The sequence below is a fragment of the Candidatus Nitrospira neuquenensis genome (genome assembly GCF_979578155.1).
In genome coordinates this window covers 213,632-233,837 of sequence record NZ_CEFZDU010000033.1, presented here as the reverse complement: position 1 = coordinate 233,837, position 20,206 = coordinate 213,632, and the positions used below count along the sequence as shown (strand labels likewise).

Annotated in this window: 25 protein-coding genes, 2 tRNA genes and 1 pseudogene; 7 read left to right on the top strand and 21 right to left on the bottom strand. The window is 70.7% G+C overall.

Annotated elements, in window-relative coordinates; all coding sequences use genetic code 11:
- Positions 1-71 precede the first annotated feature (71 nt).
- From AC1U7O_RS12050 to AC1U7O_RS12010, 9 genes and pseudogenes are all read right to left on the bottom strand, one after another.
- On the bottom strand, positions 72-1,628 hold the full coding sequence (locus tag AC1U7O_RS12050; RefSeq protein WP_479895021.1) for a hypothetical protein: 1,557 nt from the start codon (positions 1,626-1,628) through the stop codon (positions 72-74).
- A gap of 39 nt (positions 1,629-1,667) precedes the next feature.
- A complete protein-coding gene (locus tag AC1U7O_RS12045) occupies positions 1,668-2,624 on the bottom strand; it encodes a hypothetical protein (protein ID WP_479895020.1) in 957 nt (318 codons plus the stop codon).
- A 42-nt stretch (positions 2,625-2,666) separates the two neighbouring features.
- A complete protein-coding gene (locus AC1U7O_RS12040; protein ID WP_479895041.1) occupies positions 2,667-3,392 on the bottom strand; it encodes a hypothetical protein in 726 nt (241 codons plus the stop codon).
- Between the two features lie 172 nt (positions 3,393-3,564).
- Positions 3,565-3,684: pseudogene (locus AC1U7O_RS12035) on the bottom strand (helix-turn-helix domain-containing protein); the annotation flags it as partial.
- A 59-nt stretch (positions 3,685-3,743) separates the two neighbouring features.
- Entirely contained in the window at positions 3,744-3,953 is a 210-nt protein-coding gene (locus AC1U7O_RS12030) for a helix-turn-helix domain-containing protein (protein WP_479895019.1), read from the bottom strand.
- A gap of 152 nt (positions 3,954-4,105) precedes the next feature.
- Entirely contained in the window at positions 4,106-4,918 is an 813-nt protein-coding gene (locus AC1U7O_RS12025; RefSeq protein WP_479895018.1) for a hypothetical protein, read from the bottom strand.
- A gap of 335 nt (positions 4,919-5,253) precedes the next feature.
- Positions 5,254-5,613 carry a hypothetical protein gene (locus AC1U7O_RS12020; protein ID WP_479895017.1) on the bottom strand — a complete coding sequence of 120 codons (360 nt, stop codon included), beginning with the start codon at positions 5,611-5,613 and terminating at the stop codon, positions 5,254-5,256.
- On the bottom strand, positions 5,598-5,861 hold the full coding sequence (locus AC1U7O_RS12015; RefSeq protein WP_479895016.1) for a helix-turn-helix domain-containing protein: 264 nt from the start codon (positions 5,859-5,861) through the stop codon (positions 5,598-5,600). The genes AC1U7O_RS12020 and AC1U7O_RS12015 overlap by 16 nt, the downstream gene beginning before the upstream one ends.
- Positions 5,851-6,204 carry a hypothetical protein gene (locus AC1U7O_RS12010; protein WP_479895015.1) on the bottom strand — a complete coding sequence of 118 codons (354 nt, stop codon included), beginning with the start codon at positions 6,202-6,204 and terminating at the stop codon, positions 5,851-5,853. The genes AC1U7O_RS12015 and AC1U7O_RS12010 overlap by 11 nt, the downstream gene beginning before the upstream one ends.
- Positions 6,205-6,448: 244 nt before the next feature.
- Here AC1U7O_RS12010 and AC1U7O_RS12005 point away from each other — a divergent pair, with 244 nt between their 5' ends.
- The 3 genes from AC1U7O_RS12005 (at position 6,449) to AC1U7O_RS11995 (ending at position 7,370) form a co-directional block, all read left to right on the top strand.
- On the top strand, positions 6,449-6,640 hold the full coding sequence (locus AC1U7O_RS12005; RefSeq protein ID WP_479895014.1) for a hypothetical protein: 192 nt from the start codon (positions 6,449-6,451) through the stop codon (positions 6,638-6,640).
- A gap of 36 nt (positions 6,641-6,676) precedes the next feature.
- Positions 6,677-7,078, top strand: a complete 402-nt coding sequence (locus AC1U7O_RS12000) for a hypothetical protein (RefSeq protein WP_479895013.1) — start codon at positions 6,677-6,679, stop codon at positions 7,076-7,078.
- A 91-nt stretch (positions 7,079-7,169) separates the two neighbouring features.
- Positions 7,170-7,370, top strand: coding sequence for a hypothetical protein (locus tag AC1U7O_RS11995; protein ID WP_479895012.1), 201 nt, complete (start codon positions 7,170-7,172; stop codon positions 7,368-7,370).
- Between the two features lie 243 nt (positions 7,371-7,613).
- Here AC1U7O_RS11995 and AC1U7O_RS11990 read toward each other — a convergent pair whose 3' ends face one another.
- The 6 genes from AC1U7O_RS11990 to AC1U7O_RS11965 form a co-directional block, all read right to left on the bottom strand.
- Positions 7,614-7,883 carry a helix-turn-helix transcriptional regulator gene (locus AC1U7O_RS11990; RefSeq protein WP_479895011.1) on the bottom strand — a complete coding sequence of 90 codons (270 nt, stop codon included), beginning with the start codon at positions 7,881-7,883 and terminating at the stop codon, positions 7,614-7,616.
- Positions 7,884-8,112: 229 nt separating this feature from the next.
- Positions 8,113-9,774, bottom strand: coding sequence for a hypothetical protein (locus tag AC1U7O_RS11985; RefSeq protein ID WP_479895010.1), 1,662 nt, complete (start codon positions 9,772-9,774; stop codon positions 8,113-8,115).
- 7 nt (positions 9,775-9,781) lie between these two features.
- Positions 9,782-9,904, bottom strand: coding sequence for a hypothetical protein (locus tag AC1U7O_RS11980; RefSeq protein WP_479895009.1), 123 nt, complete (start codon positions 9,902-9,904; stop codon positions 9,782-9,784).
- Positions 9,901-10,383: a hypothetical protein gene (locus AC1U7O_RS11975; protein ID WP_479895008.1), complete on the bottom strand. Its 483-nt coding sequence runs from the start codon at positions 10,381-10,383 to the stop codon at positions 9,901-9,903. The genes AC1U7O_RS11980 and AC1U7O_RS11975 overlap by 4 nt, the downstream gene beginning before the upstream one ends.
- Before the next feature lie 703 nt (positions 10,384-11,086).
- The gene (locus AC1U7O_RS11970; RefSeq protein WP_479895007.1) at positions 11,087-11,701 is read right to left on the bottom strand and encodes a vWA domain-containing protein; all 615 of its coding nucleotides are present in this window, start codon (positions 11,699-11,701) and stop codon (positions 11,087-11,089) included.
- A 31-nt stretch (positions 11,702-11,732) separates the two neighbouring features.
- Entirely contained in the window at positions 11,733-13,064 is a 1,332-nt protein-coding gene (locus tag AC1U7O_RS11965) for a hypothetical protein (protein WP_479895006.1), read from the bottom strand.
- A 233-nt stretch (positions 13,065-13,297) separates the two neighbouring features.
- On the opposite strand from AC1U7O_RS11965, the gene AC1U7O_RS11960 reads away from it, so the two are divergent.
- From AC1U7O_RS11960 to AC1U7O_RS11945, 4 genes are all read left to right on the top strand, one after another.
- A complete protein-coding gene (locus AC1U7O_RS11960) occupies positions 13,298-13,789 on the top strand; it encodes a thermonuclease family protein (protein WP_479895005.1) in 492 nt (163 codons plus the stop codon).
- Positions 13,790-13,794: 5 nt separating this feature from the next.
- Positions 13,795-14,139 (top strand): hypothetical protein, encoded by a 345-nt coding sequence (locus AC1U7O_RS11955; protein ID WP_479895004.1) that lies wholly within the window; start codon positions 13,795-13,797, stop codon positions 14,137-14,139.
- Positions 14,140-14,220: 81 nt separating this feature from the next.
- Complete coding sequence (locus AC1U7O_RS11950; protein WP_479895003.1) at positions 14,221-15,378, top strand: S1C family serine protease; 1,158 nt, start codon at positions 14,221-14,223, stop codon at positions 15,376-15,378.
- A 304-nt stretch (positions 15,379-15,682) separates the two neighbouring features.
- Positions 15,683-16,357, top strand: coding sequence for a hypothetical protein (locus AC1U7O_RS11945; RefSeq protein ID WP_479895002.1), 675 nt, complete (start codon positions 15,683-15,685; stop codon positions 16,355-16,357).
- A 30-nt stretch (positions 16,358-16,387) separates the two neighbouring features.
- On the opposite strand, the gene AC1U7O_RS11940 is transcribed toward AC1U7O_RS11945, so the two are convergent.
- The 6 genes from AC1U7O_RS11940 to rph form a co-directional block, all read right to left on the bottom strand.
- Positions 16,388-17,926, bottom strand: coding sequence for a cyclic nucleotide-binding domain-containing protein (locus tag AC1U7O_RS11940; protein ID WP_479895001.1), 1,539 nt, complete (start codon positions 17,924-17,926; stop codon positions 16,388-16,390).
- Between the two features lie 27 nt (positions 17,927-17,953).
- Positions 17,954-18,030: transfer RNA gene (locus tag AC1U7O_RS11935), tRNA-Arg, on the bottom strand.
- 62 nt (positions 18,031-18,092) lie between these two features.
- Entirely contained in the window at positions 18,093-18,413 is a 321-nt protein-coding gene (locus AC1U7O_RS11930; RefSeq protein ID WP_479895000.1) for a hypothetical protein, read from the bottom strand.
- A 217-nt stretch (positions 18,414-18,630) separates the two neighbouring features.
- Positions 18,631-18,707, bottom strand: a tRNA-Pro gene (locus tag AC1U7O_RS11925).
- A gap of 104 nt (positions 18,708-18,811) precedes the next feature.
- The gene (locus AC1U7O_RS11920; protein WP_479894999.1) at positions 18,812-19,420 is read right to left on the bottom strand and encodes an XTP/dITP diphosphatase; all 609 of its coding nucleotides are present in this window, start codon (positions 19,418-19,420) and stop codon (positions 18,812-18,814) included.
- A complete protein-coding gene (gene rph / locus AC1U7O_RS11915; protein WP_479894998.1) occupies positions 19,417-20,160 on the bottom strand; it encodes a ribonuclease PH in 744 nt (247 codons plus the stop codon). Before rph ends, AC1U7O_RS11920 begins: the two co-directional genes overlap by 4 nt.
- Positions 20,161-20,206: the final 46 nt, after the last annotated feature.

The following is a 20,206-nucleotide window of genomic DNA, read 5'->3' as shown; positions in this document are numbered from 1 at the left end:
CTCCTCTGTGGTCACGGCCTCTGGTGATCAGGCGGGCGCGGGAGGCCCTCCGCGCCACGCCGGTCCCTCTCTTACGGGCGCTGCCCGAGCTGCATCAGGTCCCTGAGCAGCGTGGCCATCTCCGCCGAGTGGGCTGGCCGGGTCAGCTCCGCCCCCTGCAACAGGGCCTCAATCCGCTCATACTCCGCCTCGGGCAGCCCCCGCGTGAGCCCCAGCGTCGTCGTGGCCTGCTCGAAGGCGACAAACTGATGGCTCACGCGCTCGATATAGAACCGGCGCGGCGGGCGACCCGGCGTCTGATCAAGCAACTGCTCGCCAATATGGACGTGCGGGAGCAACGGGAACGTCTGGTATCCGCTCAGAAACCGGTCGTTCAGGCAGTACCAACTGGCCAGCCGCCAGGTCAGCCGGTTGGTGAATGTCACCATGTCCCGATCGCCCGCCAGGCCGGTATTCGTCAGCCAGGTGTTGGGCATCAGCGGCTTGTAGCCGTAGCGGCGAAACTTGGGCAGATCGAGGATGGGCGGGATGGTCAAGAGGGCCATCTCTCGGCCCAGCGCGTTGTAGTGCGAGAACGCCAGATAGACGGTGTACTGCTCCTGATCCGACCGCGAGAGCACGTCCTGAAAGGGCTCGCCGAGGAGGGCGTCCGCGCCGACCACGTGCGTCGGCAGGGCGGTCCAGGGATCGGTGACGGCGGAGACGGTGACATCGGCCAGCGCCACGTCCACGCCATCGGGCGCCGGAGCCGTCCGGGTCTGCGGGTCGGGTCCCCCGGCCGGCAGGAGCGCCGGAAACGGCGTTGGCCGGAGGATCAACACCGGCGCCGAGCCGTCCCGTCCGAGCGTCTGGACGGGCGCCTTGGCCTCCAGGCCTTGCCCATCGAACAGGCCGGCGGTCCGGCGCGTATCCACAAACAACTCGTGGAACGGCGGCGACGCCGCCTTGACGTAGAAGCTCCAAAAACTGCCCTCTCCCCCGAGGAACTGCCAGTCCAGCCCCGCCGGAATCTCCCCCGAGAAGGACTCCAGCCGGTAGCCCAGCAGGTCCCAGAAGTCCACCGGCCCACTTGGCCCGTGCACCTGAATCTGGAGAAACCGCCGATGGATGTCCTCCAAGAGGCGCGCGATGACCTGGTGCGGCAGGGCATTCAGCCGGGCTTGTGGGATGAAATCGCGCGCACGGAGCATTGACGCCCCGGCGAACGAGAAGTACGTCACCACGCCGCTGATGAAGAGTTTGCCCGCATCCCGTCCGCTGACCCGAATCTGGCGCTCAGGGAGGCCCTGGGGGGTGATCGCCATGGTCTCGGTGATGGTGTCCACGAGTCCAATCAGCACCGTATGCAGCTCGCCGGCCCCGTGGTCGCCGACACGCCCCTGGAAATTCATCATCTGGATGACCACCACGTCCTGCGGGGCGAGGCGATCCATCCAGGTCCGCCCGTCCGCCCCGACTTTGGCGGTCAGGCGCAGGTCGAAGAGTCCGGCCGCCGCTTCCACGCCGAGTTGCTTCTCCGTGCGCACGGCGAGCAGGTCCCCGCTCGGGGCGTCGCCCGATCCCTCCAGGCGCCACTCCCAGGCGGTCTCACGCCCGTACACGTCGACGATGCAAATTGGCCATCCCATGCGACGCTCCTCCCGTCGTGTGAGTGTGGATGTCTGGATTCACGCGCTCGCCCCTCCCATCGCCCGGACCCAGCCCTCGATATCCGCCCGGATCGCCGCATCGAACCAGTCGGCGGCGGCCTGGCTCACCGCCTCCGCCACCCCCTGCAGGAGGTGTTGGGGGGGATAGGGCGGGACGCGCCAGCCAGCCCGGTTGGCCTGGCTCAGGGTCCGGATCGTCAGGTAGCCGCCATGCCCGCGCGCGCCAGTCCGCATCAGGCCCGCCCATCGCTGCATCGCCTCGGCGCCGAGCACGGGGGGCGCGTAGAGATAGCCCCGTTGCGCCGCCGCGCGCGCCGCACGGGCATTGATCGCCTGCATGTCCTCCTGCGTGAGCCGGCCCGGACGCGGCGCGTAGAGGTATCGCGTCACCGACTCCTCCGGCCGTGTGACCGAGGGCTCCTGGTAGGTCCCCAGGGTCAAATACGTGGCCTTCGGCCGCATGGCATGGACGACGGCCTTGGGCAAGACGGGCCCGCTGTCCGCCGAGACCGTCGCATGCCGGAACGGGATGCGCAGGTACAGCGTCCCGGCGCGGCTCCGCCGCGCTTTGGGCGCGGTGGGGAGCACCTGATGCAGGTCCATCGCGCCTCCGGGCGTGCCCGCCTCGATGGGCTCCGCCTGCGCGCTGTCCGAAGACACCGTGACCGTGAGGGCATCGGCCTCCCAAGCCGCCGGGGCCAGGCGCACGCTGGTGGCGTAGGTGGTCCGATTCAACTGCACCATCGGGTCCGCCGGCCCGGTCCCCAGCCGTAGCGGCCGGCCCGTCCGGCCGGGCACCCGCGTGATCCGCTCCTGCCAGGTCGCGACAGCGAGCTGCCCCAACGCCACCAGGCGCGCCGAGACCGCCGGAAAGAGGGCCGGGACCTGCTCCGGGGCCACCCCGCCCGCGACCTGCCGGATGAGCGTCGGCGGAAACAGGGTGAGGCTCAACGGCACGTCAACCTGGATGCGCATCGGGTCAGTCCTCGTGTAATACGTAGTGTCTCGTACATAGGGTCAGGACGCAGCCGTGGCCGCCACGACGCGCGGATCGCCGCGCGCCCTGGTCGCGTCGGTTGCGCCGCGATCGTCCGCCCGCCCACAGTCTCCCTCGGGTGACACGCCGATTGCCTCGCCGACGCCCAATGCGTGAGCGTGGCGGGCACTGGCTGCACGGATCGCAGCCTGGATGCTGGCCCGCTCCGCGAGACAGGCCGGGCAGCGCGGCCCAGTCTTGCCCCACTCGCTCGGGTCAATCGGCGCCCCGCAGGCCTCCAGGTAGCGTTTGCCGGGACGCTTGACGCGCGCGGTACAGGTCCGAGGGAGCGCGCCATTCGGCGGGGGGCCCACGCGGTTCCGGTACGCGCCGGCCTGGACCTTGGCGAGGTTTTTGGGGCCGCAGAGCCAGGCGAGGCTCGCCGCCCAGTCCCGCGCCCGCCCGCACAGGAAATCCGACGACCGGACTTCCTCGGCGAGGAGCCGCGTCCACCACGCGCGCCGGGGATGCTCGCGCAGCCTGGCCAGGATCGTCGCCCGCACCGCCCCCACCAGGTCCGCCTCAGCCGTGACGGGCAGCACGCCGGGGATGGCGTTCCACTCGGCGATGAGCCAGCCGAGGGTCGCCCGGTCGGTCTCCGCGCCCTCTCGGTCTGCTCCAGGCCGCGCATCCCCCGTGGCGGGCGGACGGGCCTGGCGGGTCCCTGGTGGGTCTATGGCGGGTAAGAGTGACGGATAGGGCGACATCCTGTCGCCCCCCCCCACGACAGGATGTCACCCCGGTGGCGGCGCGGATGTCACCCCCATCGTGACAGGATGTCACCCCCGACATATTGTCGGGGCGACACAGTGTCACCCAGTATACGGTCGTGCCGTGCGGCCCCGCCCCGCGCTCGGTGGTGAGCTCCCCCGTCGTGACCAGTCGCGCCACCGATCGCTGGACCTGCCGTGCGGAGAGCGCAGATCGCCGCGCGATCGTCGGCACGGACGGATACGCACGCCCGGCCTCGTCGGCGTAATCTGCGATGGCCAACAGCACGAGCCGATCGGCGAGTCGGGCGCGCGAGTGCTGCCACACGGCGGTCAGGGCGGCGAGACTCACTGGCGGGACTCCCGCGCCGGCTGGCGGAGCGCGGCCAGCATGGCATCGCGGTCGATACGGATGGCGTACCCCCGCGCTCCCACGCGGAGCGTCGGGACGCGCCCGGCCGCGATCATGGCGCGCATAGCCCTGTCCGAGCAGCGCAGGATACGAGCCGCCTCCTGAACGGTGATCAAGGATGGTACGTAGGGTATGTCGCTGTTCATGGGCCGACCATACCTTACCTATGACGGAGCGGCAAGAGTCTCCTATTGCGGTTCGGCCTGGTGGGCCCGCCCTATTGTTTACTGGGTTGACTACGTACTTGCGAGGAAGGCTTTCGGGAAGGCTTTCGGGACGGCTTTCGGGACGGCTTCCCCTATGCCTGCGGGGGGCGGGGAGGCGGGGCGGCGCGGCGATCCGGGCGACGGGTGGCACCCACGTGCAGGGACATCACAGCACGCCAGCCCGTGTTGGGGTCATAGACCGCGCGCGGCAGCAGGCGCAGGGCCGTTTTATGGATCAATTTCGAGGCGCGTATCTTCCCGATCGTGTGGGCCGAGAGGAGCCGATCCCGCGCCGTCACGATCACCGCCGTCCACGCCGGGTCCCGGCGGCGGGGCTGGGGCGCGCGGGGTGGCACAAGCTGGCGGAGCCGCGCCTGGAACGGGAGCGCCGCATAGGGCCCCTCGCCCCGCAACACCCGCACGGCCAGCGAGTGATGCTCGGGACAGTCGGGCCACACCTTCTGGATCGTTTCGCGCCACTTCGTCTCCGCCTCCTGGCCAGTCAGGATGCCCTCGCGTTCCGCCGCGAGCAGGGTCTTGAAGCGCTGGATGGTCGCGGGCGCGAGCAGGGCGCGTTCCGCCGCAGGGTCGATCCTGTGGGCGTCCGGCTGGAGCGTGCCAGCGGCCTCCAGCATCACCAGGGGCAGGAGTTGCGACAGGTCCCAGGCCTCCCACGGGGCGACGCCCGCGCACTGGTACTCCGCCGTCAGCTCATCCATTCGCCGGTTCCAGTCGGCGATGAGCTCCCCGGCGCGCGCATCGCCGGCGGCGGCCTGTGCGAGCAGCGCAGCCCGCCGTTGCGCCACCAGCCAGTCCCAGGCCCGCCGTGGATCACGCGGCAGCACATGCGTCCAGACCGCATCCGTGAGCCGTGCCGCCGGCGGGCGGCGACGGTGCCGCTTCACAGGGGCATCAGGGGGCCGTGCCGTGGTCCGTGGGGCGGCGGGCGGCGCCGCCGCGGTCGCCTGATACCTGGCCCCGCAGGCGACGCATTCCCACAGGCCAGCCCGTCGATCGCGGGGCCGCTCGCAGGGCGCCAGGCGGCGCCCACAGACACACCGCCCGCTCTTCGGGATCGGGGGAAACTCTGACATGCCCCCTCCTGGTCAGGGTCCTGGTCGGAGAACACGGGGGGCGGGCGGTCCAGGATGCCCGCCCCGGCTGGGTCATGACGCCAGCCGTTGCCCCCCAACAGCGCGGCCGCGAGCGTCCCCCACTCGCCCGAGGCCGTCACCCTCCGTCAATAGTCAAACGCAACGACGAGGCTGCCGTCGCTCGGCCCACTGGCGAGCGCCTCCCACAGGTCCGAGTCTGTGGCCCATTTCACCACCCGGTCGAACATCCGCCGGGCGTCCCTCTCCGTAAGGAAGTAGCCCTGCGTGTCGTCCGCGTACCGGACGCGATACAGGTCCCCGATGATCAGCCGAACGACGTAGACCGGGCCACGCTCCTTCTGGGAATGTTCTCGGGTGAGGAACACCGCGTTCTTGAAGCTGGCGAGCACCGCGCCGGACTGCTCCGGGGGAGTCTGGATCGTCGCGGTCGCGGGCGTGCCCGTCTTGATCGTGGTCTTCGTGGGCTTGGTCAGCGCAGTCGCCATAGGTCCTGCCTTTCTGCCCCATCATGGGGCGGGTTCACGGTGATGGTGTCGTCTTCCCTCTGCCGCGCATTGGCCTCGGCGTCGGCCGCCAGCCGCTCCAAGATGTCGGGCGGAAACAGCATCCGATCTCCGCACCGGTAACAGGGCAATTGCCCGCGCTGGGCCATCCGGGCGATGGTCTGCCGTGAGACCCCGAGCGCGTCCACCAGATCGCGCACGGAGAGCCACTTCTTCGCGTCAGTGCCCATGTCCCCCTCCTCGTTCGACGACGTGGGCCTGGCCTGCCCCTCGGCGACGTGGCGAGGGCGCCGGGGCGTGTCGGTCAGGCGCGGCCCCCACCCGGCCCGCGACCGGCCAGGGCGTCCGATCGGGCATCGGCCCGCCGGCCACTCGGGCGACGTGCGCCGCGAGCCCGTACGCCTCGTCCTCGATGAGCTCCAGCTCCCCGCGCAACAGCGCCATCAGGTCCGAGAGCCCCGGCCGCTCCGCCGACTCGATGAGAGACACGACGCCGATCAGCCGGCGTGTCGCACTCAGGATCACGTCCGGCGCCGTCACGATGCCGTCAGGGTGGTGGCGTGTCGTCGTCATGGCCTCCTCCTGTCCAGACTGGCCCGCCGCCGCGTCCTCGCCCATCGGGGCGCGGGGGCGGTCGGGCGATCGACGGGCGAGCCGTCGCGGGGGCGCGCGCGTCCTCGTGCGCATGCGGGCCTCCTGGGTGAGAGTGGGAGTGCGACAGCACGCCCCAACAGCACGCCCCATATGTACACTACGCATCCAGAGATAGCAAGGAAAATTTGACAGGCCGGAGGAACTTCGGTACACTGGTGTCACCATGAAGAAGACGCCCCCCACAACCAAGACCGTTGTGCTCAACGTCCGAGACCTGCCGGCCGATCTGGTCGCCAATTTCAAGGCGGCGGCGGCGCTCCATCGCATGTCCCTGAAACACTACCTGGCCGCGCTCCTCCAGACCCACGTCAATGAGCTGCAACAGCAGGGGGTGTTGCCCAAGGGCCGAGGATAGGGCCGAACCGGCCCCCGCGAGCGGAGGGACAGCGCCATGATCCGCATGCCGAGTGTGATGCTGTTCGTCGGCGCCTTGACGGCCTGCGCGACGCCCCATCCGGTGGACCCGATGGGGCTCTTGCCCACCAGCCCCCTGGCGCCGATCCAGACCGCGACGGCCTGGGCCGTCGTCGCGGAGAACCAGATCGAGGACCCGGCGGAGGACGCCACCACCTGGACCGCCCTGGAGGCGTGGCACGACACGCTCTTGTTGCCCTGGTCGCTCATCCGTGCGCAGGCGGCCATCGTCGGCGCGCTGGCCTGGACGCTGGCCGACTGGCCCCTCCACGGCTATGAGCCCGGCATCTACGGGCAACGGGCACAGACCATCCTGGACGCCCTCCCCGCCGGCACCGCCGGCCCCACCACCCCGGTGCCCGTCCGACAGCGCCGGTAGGCACCCCACGACACGACCACCGATGAGCACGAGGGAGGGGCGACCGCTGCACCAGGCACCCGACGCGCCGAACGCACCCGAGGAGCCGGACGTGCCGCTGATCTACGAGATCGCGTTCGACGCCATCCTCCAGCAGATTCGGAGCCGTCGCGCGAGGCGGGATGGCGCGACGAGTGACCCGCCACCACCCGAGAGCCGCCCTATCGTTCGGACGGTCTCACGCGCTCGCGCAGCGAAGGCACCGTCCGACCCGCCATTGCAGACCTACCCGATGATCATGCTCGATCTCTGAGCGGGACGACGCGCCTCCGCGTCAGCGGAGCGGCCGTCGGGACGATGAGTGACGAGGGACACGCAGGCAGTCGCAGGCTCTCATGGGGCCACGGCATCGGAGCCGTGGAAGGCTGCGGGCGGTCTCTGACTGCTCGGGGCAGAGCACCCACTGACCGGGCGCGGCGCGCGTCCGGGTGCTACTGGCCCAACTAGTCTCTGACTTCTCGGGGCAGAGCACCCACTGACCGGGCGCATCCTACTCTCACTCCGCCCCCGTGTCAACAGCGTGTGTCGGGGGGTACAGCCACCGATCGGTTTTCAGGGGCGGGGCGGGCTGCCTGGCGAATTGACTGTTTTGCCATTCGATCCGGGCCTCCAATGCTTCCAGGGACGACAAGAGCACGGCATACCGCCGCGGGGTGAGGCAGACCGGCTTCAGGTCGCCGCGCGCCAGCATGCGATAGATGGTCTGCCGACTGACCCCTAGCCGGCGCGCCGCTTGCTTGACCGTGATCTGCGGCCATCGCCCCATCACGTCACCGGCGGGGAGACGGCACGGTCTCTAGGAATCGGGCCACCCCCTCCCCCCTCACGCGCGTAGGACGCGCCGGGGAGCCGCGCCGACGGTGGGGCGGGAGCGCGCCTCCGGCCCGACCTCCGGGTCGCGTCGGTCGGCGATCGTCGTGCCTGGGGCAGATGCGCGCGTCGCCCGACGAGCCGGCCACACCCTTCCGACGGGGGATCGAGGGGGTGGCGCTGCGTCATGGCGTCACCTCCTCCGGCGTGACCTCATAGGCCTCGCAGGCGGGGTAGGTCGCCTGCGTGACCAGGCGCCGCGTCCGGCAGGTCCCCGTCGTCGGGTCGAACCCGCCGCACATGGCGCAGGTGAGGGGCAGGTCGGCCGGCGCGCCGAGCCATGGGCCGTACACGCGGCGCAGTTGGCGGTCCTCCGGTGCGGGCTCCCGTGAGGCGGGCTCCCCCGCGCTCGCTGGCGAGGGGTCGGGCCCCCACCAGAGATGCGCGACGGCCTGGCGCGCCCCCTGGGTGTGAGCCAGCACCAGCGCCCCCGCCGCCGCGTTGATCACGTCGTCGTGCTGGCCGGGGGCATGGTCAATCGAATCCCGGCCCCCCCGCGCCGTCCGCCGCTCCAAGCCGCAGAGCTGGGCGATCAACCGGGGATGATCGAGCAAGGCGACCCGGCCCGAGTTCACCAACGGGAGCAGGTCCCGGTAGAGGTCCGACTTCGGCCGCTCCGCCGGCTCATAGCGGACCCCGTGCGCCCGGAATCGTTCTCGCGGCCACTCGCCCGCGTACCGGTCCCCCGAGACCGACGTGATGCCGTAGGACCGAAGGAGGTCCGCAAACGTCGCGACGGTCTGCTCCGGGCTCAGGGGTGGCGTCACCTCCCGCACGAGGTCCAGGACCGCCAGACCCGGCTCGTGGTGGGCAATCGCCAGCGTGAAACTGTCCTGCGCCCCCCCCGAGGGGTCCACGAAGGCCCAGTACCGGGTCTGGGGTGCCGGGGCCAGCTCGCGCCGGCCAGGGATCACGCAGGCCTCCACCGCGTCGCGCGGGACGAAGGCGTCCACGTCGCGCCGGAATTGCGCCCCATACTCGGCCGCCGCGCTGGCCTCGTCCGCCTCGTAGGCCGCCGCGATCACGTGCGGCGGGACGGTCGGATTCATGGTCAGGGTGTCCGCCTGCCAGACCAATACCGGATCATCGTCCCGACCGAAGTGGTCCCGGTACGCCCGCCACAGCTCCCCCCGTCGCGCGTAAGGCGACGAAATCGCCACCAAGAGCGCCCCCGGCACCGTCGCCATGGCCGGACGGAGGGCCGTCAAAATTTCCGTGTCCGGATTGGCCGCATCCTCCACCGGCCAGAAGGCGATCTCGTCCAAGATCGCCGCGACGACGGTATAGCCGCGCACCGCCCGGAACGAGGCCGTGTGCACTTCAATGACCACCCGGTTGGTGAGGGTGAGGGATTCCGTCGTTTCGTGCTCGATCAGCCGCGCCAGCATCGGCACGGCCCGAAGGAGCCCGGCGACGTAGCCCTTGAGCACGCGGGCCTGTTTCCGGTCCGAGGCGATCAGCATGACGACGCCGCGCTCGCCCTGGGTCAGCGTGCGGCGGTAGTCCCGGAAGCACGCCACGTAGACCGCCAGGAGCGCCGTGATCCGACTCTTGCCGCCCCGGCGTCCGACGATCACCCACGCCTCCCGCGCCGGGCGCTGGGGGACGCGCGACCGGCCCGTCCAGCGGCGGCACACCGCCTCCGCCGCCGGCGGCATCGGCAGGCCGAAGACGGCCGCCAGAAACGCCCGCCACGCCTGCCAGGTGGTCGCCGGGAAGAGGTCCCGGAACAAGACCGGGTCGTTCAGCACGTCGATGATGGTCGGCATCGGCGGGGTCCGCGCCATGGTGGCCTTACCCCCTCGGCGCCAGGGCCAAGAGCCCGGCCAGGAGCAGCAGGGCGGTCGGTTCCATGAGCGCCCCCGCGCCAGCGTGCCACCACCGCGTCAGCCAGAGGCGCAGCCTGAGCGGGGTCATGGGCCCGCGCCCTCCTCCCCGGCCGGCGCCCCGGCCTCCACCCGGCCCGCCCCATCCCGCCGCGCCAGGTAGTCGGCCAGGTCCAGGCTGGGCCGGGCCCGCCGCGTCAGCCCGAGCTGGGCCAAATAGCGACTCAAGGCATCGCTGAGCTGCACGCGCTCGCGGACCACGGGGTACAACGCCCGCTTCCGGGCATGGACCAGCGGCGGATGCGTGAGGAGCCAGGCGTCCACGCTGTCGAGCAGGAGCTTGGTCTTGACGGCCAGCTCCACGATCGCCCGCTCCTGTGTCGAGATCGCCGCCTCGCCGCCCAAGTCCGCGATCAGCTCGCCCCGCCACGCCGTCAGCGCCTTGCCGAGGCTCGTTCGGCGGTCGATCGTGCGGCTACCGAGGGTCTTTACCGCCCGCTTGAGCAGCCCAATGCCGTGCGTTTGCCGGGTCGAGGGCCGCGACACCGCGCCCGCGTCCCTCATGTCCACGGGTAGCGCCGTGGTAGCAGGGCCTCTAACGCCTGGATTCTTGGCATGTTTTCCCATAGGAGCGAATCATCAAACCGCAGGTCAGGACGGCCACGGTGAACGGCCGAAGTGTGCTACCTGCCTGCTACCGGACCAGGCCACAAACTAGACTGACCCCTCGGTGTCGCCGGGGTCGGTTTCACCAGGCATAGCCCCGCCTTCCTCGGTCTCCTGCGAGGTTGCAGCTTGTGCTAGGTTGCTCTGGGTTGGTTCCGTTTCGGCGAGCGTTGGGCCACGTAGACTTCCTAAACCGCGGGTCGCACGTTCAAATCGTGTCGGGGGCACCAATCGTTTCCGACACTTCGACACCGCTCCCCTCTCCCACCGAGCCGCTCCTCGGCCTCGCGAATCCCCAGCGACCCCTGCCTGAGCAGGACCCACCCGGCGGTCTTCCCCTCGGTCACGATCCAGTCGCGAATCTCTTCCGGCAAGGGCACATCCTCGAGCCGGACCGGCAGAGGCGCGGCCCGTGCCGGGCCTCGCCGGTCGGTTTCTGGGCAGGGAGAGGAGCCCCTCGTAGCTCTCGCGCTCGACACGGGCCATGAGCGCCTCATGGAGCAGACCGCCGGCGCCGCCCACGTCGCCGGCCTCTTCGCACGCCCTGGCCCGATCGAGCAAGGACTCCACGTCCCCGTTCATGGTTCCGGCACCGCCCTCGCGCGGCTCACGTCTGCGGCGTCTGGTCGTCCTCCTGCCCGTAGAATTCCCGGCTCTGCATCGCGTCCGAGAGGCGGAACGACCTCGTGGCGTCGCTCATCAGCGAGAACGAGACCGTGGGATCGTCTGCCAGGTACTGAGCGCTGCCGCCGCGCCCCACGCCCATCCTGTCCGCCCACTGCTCCGGCTCGACGCCGAGGTAGGCGAAGGTCCAGCAGCCCTCCGCCTCCTTCCGTGCGATCAGGTCCCGCACCTGCGCGAGCGTCAGCTCCGTGGACGAATTCTCCTCGCCGTCGGTGATGATCAACATCAGGACACGCTCGCCCTCCCGCCGGTGCTCGCCCGCGATGGCGACGCTCGTCCCCACCGCATCCAGGAGGGCCGTGTTCCCGCCCGGCACGTAGGTCTGCGCATCCAGCGGCGGCACCTCGGCGATCGGGCGCGGCGCCAGCGCGCGCGTCACCGTCGTGTTGAACGTGACGATCCCGAGACGGCAGGGGTCGGGTAGTCGCTGCTGATCGCGCAGGAACCGGTTGAACCCGCCGATCACGTCGCCCTGCTTCACCCCCATGGACCCGCTCTCGTCCAGCACCACCAGGATCAGGGTCTGCTTGTCGGCCATCGAACACCTCCCATGGCTACAGGCCGGCTCGTCATGACGGCGCGAAGCGCGCCGGACAGGGCACGGCGGGGTTCCCCGTACACGGACTCTTCCCATCCACATCCAACAGCTCGATCCCGCTCCGGTCGGCGGTCCAGCGCATCGGCTGGCCGTCGAGCACGCTGACGGGCCAGGCCTTGAGGTAGGCCGGCACCAGGTCGGTCTCCTGTCCCGGCCAGCTCCCCCGGTCCCGGTGGTACCGCCGGGCGGCGAGCGCCACGCGGGTCGCCGCCACGGCATCCACGGTGGCGCCGTACAGGGCCGTGAACCTGGCCCAGTCGGCCCCGCAGAAGGCGTTCCGGCCCAGGCGGTTCGGCAGCGTCCGCAGCTTCGCGGCCAGGTCCTCCGGCTCGGGGGCGCAGGCCCGCGGGTCGGCGGGGACGTAAAAGGCGGTCCCCAAAGCCTTGCCCTCCAGATGCGCGACCAGGGCGCGGTGCTCGGCCCGGAAGCGCCGCCAGGTCACCTCGCCGCTGTAGACGCCCAGGCCCTTCGCCAGCCAGACCTGATAGCCTTCCGCCAGTCCGGTCACCGCGGCGTCGTCGAAGCTGTTGGAGGCCACGACCTGCTCGACCTGATAGCTCCGGCGCAGCGCCGCCACGCCGCCCGTCGGGTCCGGCAGCGCCGCGTCGAGGTCTTCCAGGGGGGCGCGGGGACCGGCCGCGCGCAGGATCGCCCCCAGCCCGATCCGCTCTACCGCATAGCCCACCATCTGGGAGATCAGGATCGGGTTCTGCGTCAGGAAGTCGGCCAGGGCGAAGAGGGTGCGCAGGGCCTTGAGCGCCGTCGCGCCATCGCCGGCGTCCATGGCCGTCATGGCGCGCACCGCGAGCAGCCTTGCCAGCGTCTGAAAGGCGATGAAGTTCGGGACCGGGGCGTCCGCCGTGAAGCGCTCGACCAGCAAGCGCCCTCGCGGACCGAGGTCGGCGGGCCGCGCGAGCTTGTAGGGCGAGGGGCCGGCCAGCCACTCGTCCAGCGCCTTCAACGTCCCGGCCTGTGACGCGAGCCAGTCCACGCAGGGGGGCGGGATCGGATGCGCCGCGTAGCAGCCCGATTTCAGGATGCCTTGCTCGCCGGCGGCCTTGTGCAGCGGCTCGGCGATGGCCAGGAGCGTTGGGAAGGCCTCATCCCCCGGCAGCGGCGGCTGGGGGAGCACCTCGGCCGACGGCGCGGCCGGGGCCTCCAGGCTCAGGCGATCGGCCAGGTTGCTCCCGTGGGTCCACAGCAGCAGGAGCAGGAGGCCGACCAGTGCCAGCCCCACCGGCACCCCCACCAGGACCGTCACCAGGAGGATCAGGACGCGCCGCGCGCTGACGTTGGGCTCCATCGCGGACCTCCCGGGGCTCGGGTTGTGGGACGCGGGCGGCACGAGGTCGCCCGCCGCCCCGAAGGAGCCTACGCCCGGTGTCGGAGGAAGGCAAGGGCCTCTCCGGGATGCGGCCTACGCCGAATGGCGTACGTACGGCCACCGATCTCCAGCGGGTCGCCGCGCCCCCGAAGAACGGCTTGGCCCGCACGGTCCCTTCCTGGTAAGCTGGCCCGTCGGACGGGAGGTCGGCGATGGAGCGGATCGGACTGTGCCTCGGACTGGCCTGCGTGACCGCCTGGCTCGTCTCGACGGCGCCCGCCGGCGCGGAGGAATTCGCCGGCCGGGTCGTCGCCGTGGCGAAAGGCGACAGCCTGACGGTGCTCCGGGACGGGCAGGAGACGCCGGTCCGCCTGAACGGGGTCGACTGCCCGGAGCTGGACCAGCCCTTCGGCCGGGAGGCGCGGGAGTTCACGAGCGCCCAGGCCCTGGGCAAGGACGTGACGGTCAAGACGGTGAAGCGCGACTTCTCCGGCCGCCGGCTCGTCGAGGTGAAGCTCCCGGACGGACAGAACCTCAATTACGCGCTCCTGCGCGCGGGGCTGGCCTGGTGGTACCGGAAACAGTCCGCGGACCCGATCCTCTCGGGCCTGGAAGCGGAGGCCAGGGCCGCCAAGCGCGGCCTCTGGACCGGCGATCCCATTCCGCCGGACCAGTGGCGCCGCGGCCTGCGGGAGCTACGGTAGCCGCCGTGCCGGTCGCCACGGTCACGTTCACGCGCTGCGTCCTCAACGCCCCGGAGTGCGCCGCCGGCGAGGGCCTGATCGGCTCGCGGCTCTACTTCGACCTGGATCTTGAGGGAGCCGGCCGGCCCGGCCTCTTCGTGGACCTCATCCATCAGGCCGAATGGGAGGGGGCCGACCCGCCGATCGAGGTCAGGGGGCCGGAGGAGGGCGCCCGCCTCGTCGCCGCGCCGGTCTTCCGCTCCTGCCTGCTGTTCTACTACCGCCAGGCGGCCGCCGCCTGGGGAAGCGGCCTGTCGTTCCTGCGGGGCTGCACGGTGACCGCCGAGATGCGGGTCCAGCTCGAGCTGTGACCGCGCCCGACATCCCCCTGCCCCGAACCCGCCCGTTGTGGTAGAAGAGTCCACCCGATTCCAAGCAAGGAGGCTGCATCCATGTCCCTGTCCCGAACGCTCCGAGGCCTGCTGCTCCTGCTTCCGTTGTTCGCCGCCGCCTGTCCGGACCTCGAGCTGCAGGCCGCGCCGCCTCCTCCGAAGAAGGAGGTCAAGATCCAGGAGTCCGTCGCCCAGACCTACAAGAAGGTGGCGGGGGCGACCGTGTTCATCACGTCGGCCTACGTCACCAAGCCGCACCATCCGGCCGGGGTGTACGGCGGCATCGGCTCCGGCGTGATCCTGGACCAGGAGGGCACCATCCTCACCAACGCCCACGTCGTGGCCGGGGCGGCCAAGGTCACCGTCATGCTCCACGACAACACGCGCCTGCCGGCCGCCTTGATCGGCATGGACGCCGAGACCGACCTGGCCCTGCTCCGCGTCGTCCTGCCGAAGGGCTTCCACGCGACCGTCTCGCTGGGCGACTCGGACCGGGTGGACATCGGCCAGGAGGTCATGGCCATCGGCCATCCCTTCGGGCTCGGCTATGCGCTGACGACGGGCGTGATCAGCGGCTTCGGCCGGATGCCGGAGGCGGGCCGCGCGTTCCAGGAGCGGATCATCCAGACCAGCGCACCGATCAACCCCGGCAACAGCGGCGGCCCGCTCGTGGACCTGGACGGGCGGGTGATCGGGATCAACACCGCCATGCTGATGGGGGCCCAGAACATCGGCTTCGCCATCCCCATCAACGTCGCCAAGGAGGTGGCCGGGGAGCTGCGCGCCAACGGGCGCGTCATCCGCCCCTGGCTGGGCTTCCGCGGCAAGCTCTTGTCCGACGAGATCGTCACGCTCTTCGCCCTGCCCCTGACGAAGGGGCTGATCGTCGAGGAGGTGGAGGCCGGGAGCCCGGCCGACAAGGCCGGGCTGCGCGGCGGCGACTTGAACGTCACCGTGGAGGGCGAGCCCTGGGTGCTCGGCGGCGACATCGTCCGCTCCGTCAACGGGGTGGAGATGCAGACGCCGGAACAGTACCTGACCGCATTCAAAAGCCTGAAGGTCGGCCAGGCCGTGGAGCTGGTCATCATCCGGAACGGCTCCCGCCAGACCCTGCGCGCCACGCCCGAGGAACGTCCCCAGCCCGCTCTCCTGCCCGAGACTCCTTCGGCCGAACCGAAAGAAGATAAGTCGGGCCACTCCGGACTGCGGCCGCTGTGACGGGACGGCCGTGCCGGCGGCGGGCGGCTCTGCGCCGGCCGGCTCGGTCGGACCGACGCCCTGATGGAGCGCAGGTCCTTGGTCTTGCCTGGTCCCGGTTCCCGAGAAAAGGTGGCCCACACACTAGGGGAAGACCCGTGTCTCCCCCTTCAACACGAGCAACGCCCGTGCTATAGTGCGCCCCCGTAACGGTCTCGCTCCGGGGCAAAGCAGCGGGCAAGCCATGCCGTCGTCAAGTCGGACACCTTGGTATCTTCCCGATACTCCTCTCGGACGCGGCGCCGCCGCCGGCGCGGCCATCGGCTTGGCCATCGGCCTCGCGCTCCTGCTCCACGCCGCACCGCCCGGCCAAGCCGCCCGGTGGATGGGCGACCCGGTAGCCCGCGCGGTCGTGCGCCGGGCGGCGGTCCTCGTGTTGGCCCTCACCGCCCTGGGCGCCGCGGTGACGGCCGCGCTGTTCCTTTTGGTCGAGCAGGTCCGCGACCAGCTGGCGCCGCACCGCCCGTCGGCCGCGTCGAAGGCGTCGCCCAAGGTGTCCCCTCGCCGCCCCCAGGGGGTAGGCCCGACCGCCCTCCGTCACGCCCCGTCTCCCTCCCCGCCTCCCTCCTCTCTTCCCCCGTCCCCTCCACCGCCCTCCGCACAGCCACCGACCGCGCCCCCGCCTCCCGCGCCGCTTGAGCCGGCCGCCCAGCCGGCACCGCCCGCCGCGCACCCGCCCGTCCAGCGCTCCGGCCAGCGCAGTCTCCGGTCCCTCATCCGCACCACCGAGGACGTCCTTGCCGAGGTGGACCAGCAGGCCGGCCCGCCGACGAGCCGTCCCGATCGGGCGCAGGCCGAGGGCACGGGGCCCCCCGGCGGAGGCGGAAGCCCGGCCCGCTTCTTGCGGCTGGCCGCCGCGTCGGCGGATCTGGAGCGGCTCGCGGACACCATCGCCGCGGAGCAGGCAGAAGGCGGGATGCAGTCGGACTCGACGGGGTAACCGAACCGCCCAAAGACGACGGTCGGCGGGTTAGGGGTCGCCCGGCCGGGCGGGGGCAGGCTTGCCGCGGAAAAACCGCTGGATGCGAGCGACGAGGGAGCGGGTTTCCTTCTCCATCGTCTGCTTCGCATGTTCCTGGGTCATCTGCTGACGCAGCGCCGCACTCTGCACCCGACGGGCCGCCACCAACTCGCCGATCTTCTCGATCAGGTCCGGCTGATCGAGGATGATCTCGCTCAGTGTCTGCTTTCCCAGCACCATCACCCGCAGGGGCGTCTTGGCGACCACGGTGGCCGAGCGCGGCTCGCCCGTCAGGAGCGAAATCTCCCCGAAGAACTGCCCGTCCTGCAGGGTGGTCAGGACCTTCTCCTCGCCCTCGTGTTCCAGCACGACATCCGCGCTGCCCTCCAGGATGACGAACAGTTCCTCGCCGGGGTCTCCCTGGCGGACGATCTTCTCGCCCGGCAAATACTCCTGCGCCCGGGCTCCGCGCGCCAGTATCTGGACCTGCTCGGGCGAGAGGGCACGGACGAAGTCGAGGCCGACGAGGAAGGACGCGAACCGATCGGCCTCGTCCACCTTCCCGGCGACCTTGGCCGGCTCCTCCATCAGCACCGCCATGCGGGGCGAAACGAGCCGTAGGCCCAGACGGCGGAGCGCGTGCCAGACGTAGGTCCGCACCTCGCCCTCGATGTGGGGCGCGCGCCCGTAGTCCCGGACCGCGAACCTCAGCCGGTACTCCACGCCCAACGCGGTGAAGGCGTTGAGGATCGCTTCCGGCTTGGGCTCCCTGCGCACCCCCTCCACGGCCGCGGCCGCCTCCGTGAGCAGGCCACAGACCACCGCGGGCGGAGCGCCGTCCGCGACCTCGACCGAGATCTCGCTGAGATGGGCGGGCGCGCGGCTGTAGTTGATGACCGAGGAGCGGACGACGGTGTCGTTCGGCATGATGACCAGATCCTGCTGCCGCGTCATGATCGTGACGTGGCTGAAGCTGATCTCGGTCACGACCCCCTCGCGGTCCAGGACGGACACCCAGTCGCCCACGCGGATCATCTTCCCCAGGGAAATGCCGGAGAAGAATCGGACCAGCGTGTCGCGCAGCGCCACGCCCACCACGGCGGTCGCGACCGTGGGCACGGCCACCAGCGCGACCGGGTTGATGTGCAGCACGACCTCCAGGATCACGAGGCCGGCCGCCACCAGGCCGGCCCCCAGGATCAGGGTCCGGACCACCTGCGGCACGTGCGCGCCCCGCCGCTCGACGAGGTATTCGCCGATCAGGACGAGGTCGAGGACTTTGAGGAGGAAGAACGAAGCGGACAGCCAGGCGGCCACCCGCAGACCGTTCATCGCCTTCGCCGACGGAGCGGGCAGCACGTCCCCGTTGATCAGCATGAGGAGGGACGCCAGGCCGACGGTCACGACCGCGCTGACGGCGATCGAGGCAGGAAGCCGCTTCCCGCGCCGGCGGGCGAGGATCACGAGCCAGGCGACGACCGCCGCGAGCAGGAGGGCGAGGGCGACGAGCTTTCCGAGGAGCACGCCGAGGTCGCTGACCGGGTCCATGGGGACAGCCTCGCGAGGCCGGGGAAATGGCGCGCCCGGCTGGAATCGAACCAGCGACAACCAGCTTAGAAGGCTGGTGCTCTATCCAACTGAGCTACGGGCGCGTCCGCCGGACGGAGGGTCCGGGCCTGCGCCAGTGTAGACGAGCCGAGGCGACGAGGCAAGGTCACTCTTCCTCAAGGCGGACCTTGCAGGCGCCGCACCGCTTAGGGTTGAGGCTGACCCCGCCGCGGCCCCAGGGCAGCTTCTGGCAGTTGGGACAACGGAAGGTCGTGAAGGCGACGAAGGCCGCGGCCACCAAGAAGAAGATGACGATCTCGAAGTGGACCGAGGTCCACTTGGCCTCGGGGTCGTAGTGGGCCTCGGGTCGAATCAGCCAGGCGAGGAGCAGGCCGCCCACCAGCCCGACGACGACCGCGCCGATGGCCAGCAGCCGGCGGCGGCGGAACCGCCTGATGATGATCCGTCTGGTGAGGTCGGCCTTCACGGAAGAGGAACGTCCCCGCCGTGCTCACTCGACGGTACGGCGGCCCAGCCTGGTGAACTCAACGGCACGGCTGCGACGGCACAACCAAAGCTGCGCGCAAAGCTGCGCACAAAGCTGCGCGCCGCCGCATGGCAAGCATTGCTACAGACGCAATCGTCTCGCGAGTACTGATCCGGCCCGCTCGCTTAGAAGCGGGCCGGTCCAGGCTAGCGTGGAGTGGTCGGGGCGAGAGGATTTGAACCTCCGACACCCTGCTCCCAAAGCAGGTGCGCTACCGGGCTGCGCCACGCCCCGACGTCCCTCGCTCGTTCACGGGCAGTGATCACCTTGCGACAGACGCTCGCGAACCCATCGCACGGGCCGACGTCCATCCCGGGCGATAGAAGGTTGACGCCCACCTATTTCGAATTCAAGAGCTCCTTAAGCTTCGCGAAGGCCCTGGCCCTATGGCTGACCCGGTTCTTTTCCGTCGGATCCAGCTCGGCCAGGGTCCGGCCCAGCTCCGGGACCCAGAACACCGGATCGTACCCGAACCCGCCGGCGCCGGCCGGCGCCTCGGCGATCAGACCGGCCAGGACGCCCTCCATGACCTCGACGCGCTCGCCCGGCCGGGCCAGGGCGGCGATGGTGACGAACCGCGCGGTCCGTTTCTCCCTGGGCACGCCCTCCAGTTCCCGGAGCAGCTTCCGCCAGTTGTCCTCGTAGGTCGCGCCCGCGCCGGCATAGCGGGCGGCGTGGACGCCGGGGCGGCCGCCCAGGGCGTCCACCATCAGACCCGTGTCGTCGGCCACCGCGGGCAGGCCGGTGAACCGCAGGGCAGACAGCGCCTTCTTGATCGCGTTGGCCTCGCAGGTCTCCCCGTCCTCGACGACCTCCGGCGCGCCCGGAAATTCGTCCAGCGTGCGGATGCGGACGCCGGCGCCCGCGAGAATCGCGGCCAGCTCGCGCCCCTTGTCCCGATTCCGCGTGGCCAGCACCACCTCCGTGCCGACGGCTTCCGCCTTCACGCCAGGTCCCCGATGAGCTCCTTCTGGAGCGCGACGAGCCGCTGGATCGCCTGCCAGCCGGAGGCCAGGAAGGCGTCCAGGTCCGCCTTGGCGAAGGCCCGGCGCTCGGCCGTGCCCTGCACCTCGACGAACCGGCCCCCCCCGGTCATAACCAAGTTCATGTCCACCTCGGCCATGGAGTCCTCCTCGTAGGCCAGGTCCACGAGCACCTCGCCGCCGACCTTGCCGACGCTGACGGCGGCCAGGTAATCCGTGAGCGGGCGTTTCTTGATCAGGTCCCGCTTCTTGAGCGTCGCGAAGGCGTCGGCCAGGGCGATGAAGGCTCCGGTGATGGAGGCGGTCCGGGTGCCGCCGTCGGCCTGGATCACGTCGCAGTCGATCCAGATGGTGCGCTCGCCCATCTCCGCCTGGTCGGTCACCGCCCGGAGCGCGCGCCCGACCAGCCGCTGGATCTCCAGCGTCCGGCCGCCTTGCTTGCCCCGCACGGCCTCTCGCGGGGTCCGCTCGTGAGTGGCGCGGGGGATCATGGCGTATTCCGCCGTCACCCAGCCCAGCCGCTTCTCCTTGAGAAAGGGCGGCACCTTCTCCTCCACCGAGGCCGTGCAGATCACCCGGGTCCCGCCCATCTCGATCAGGACCGATCCCTCGGCATGTTTGATGAAGTTCCTCGTGATCGTGACGGGACGGACCTGGTCGTTTCGCCGCCCGTCCTTGCGCAGGAGGCTCGTGCCGCGTTCCATCGGTAGGACTCCTTCCCGGACTCGACGAGGGCCGAATTATAGGAAA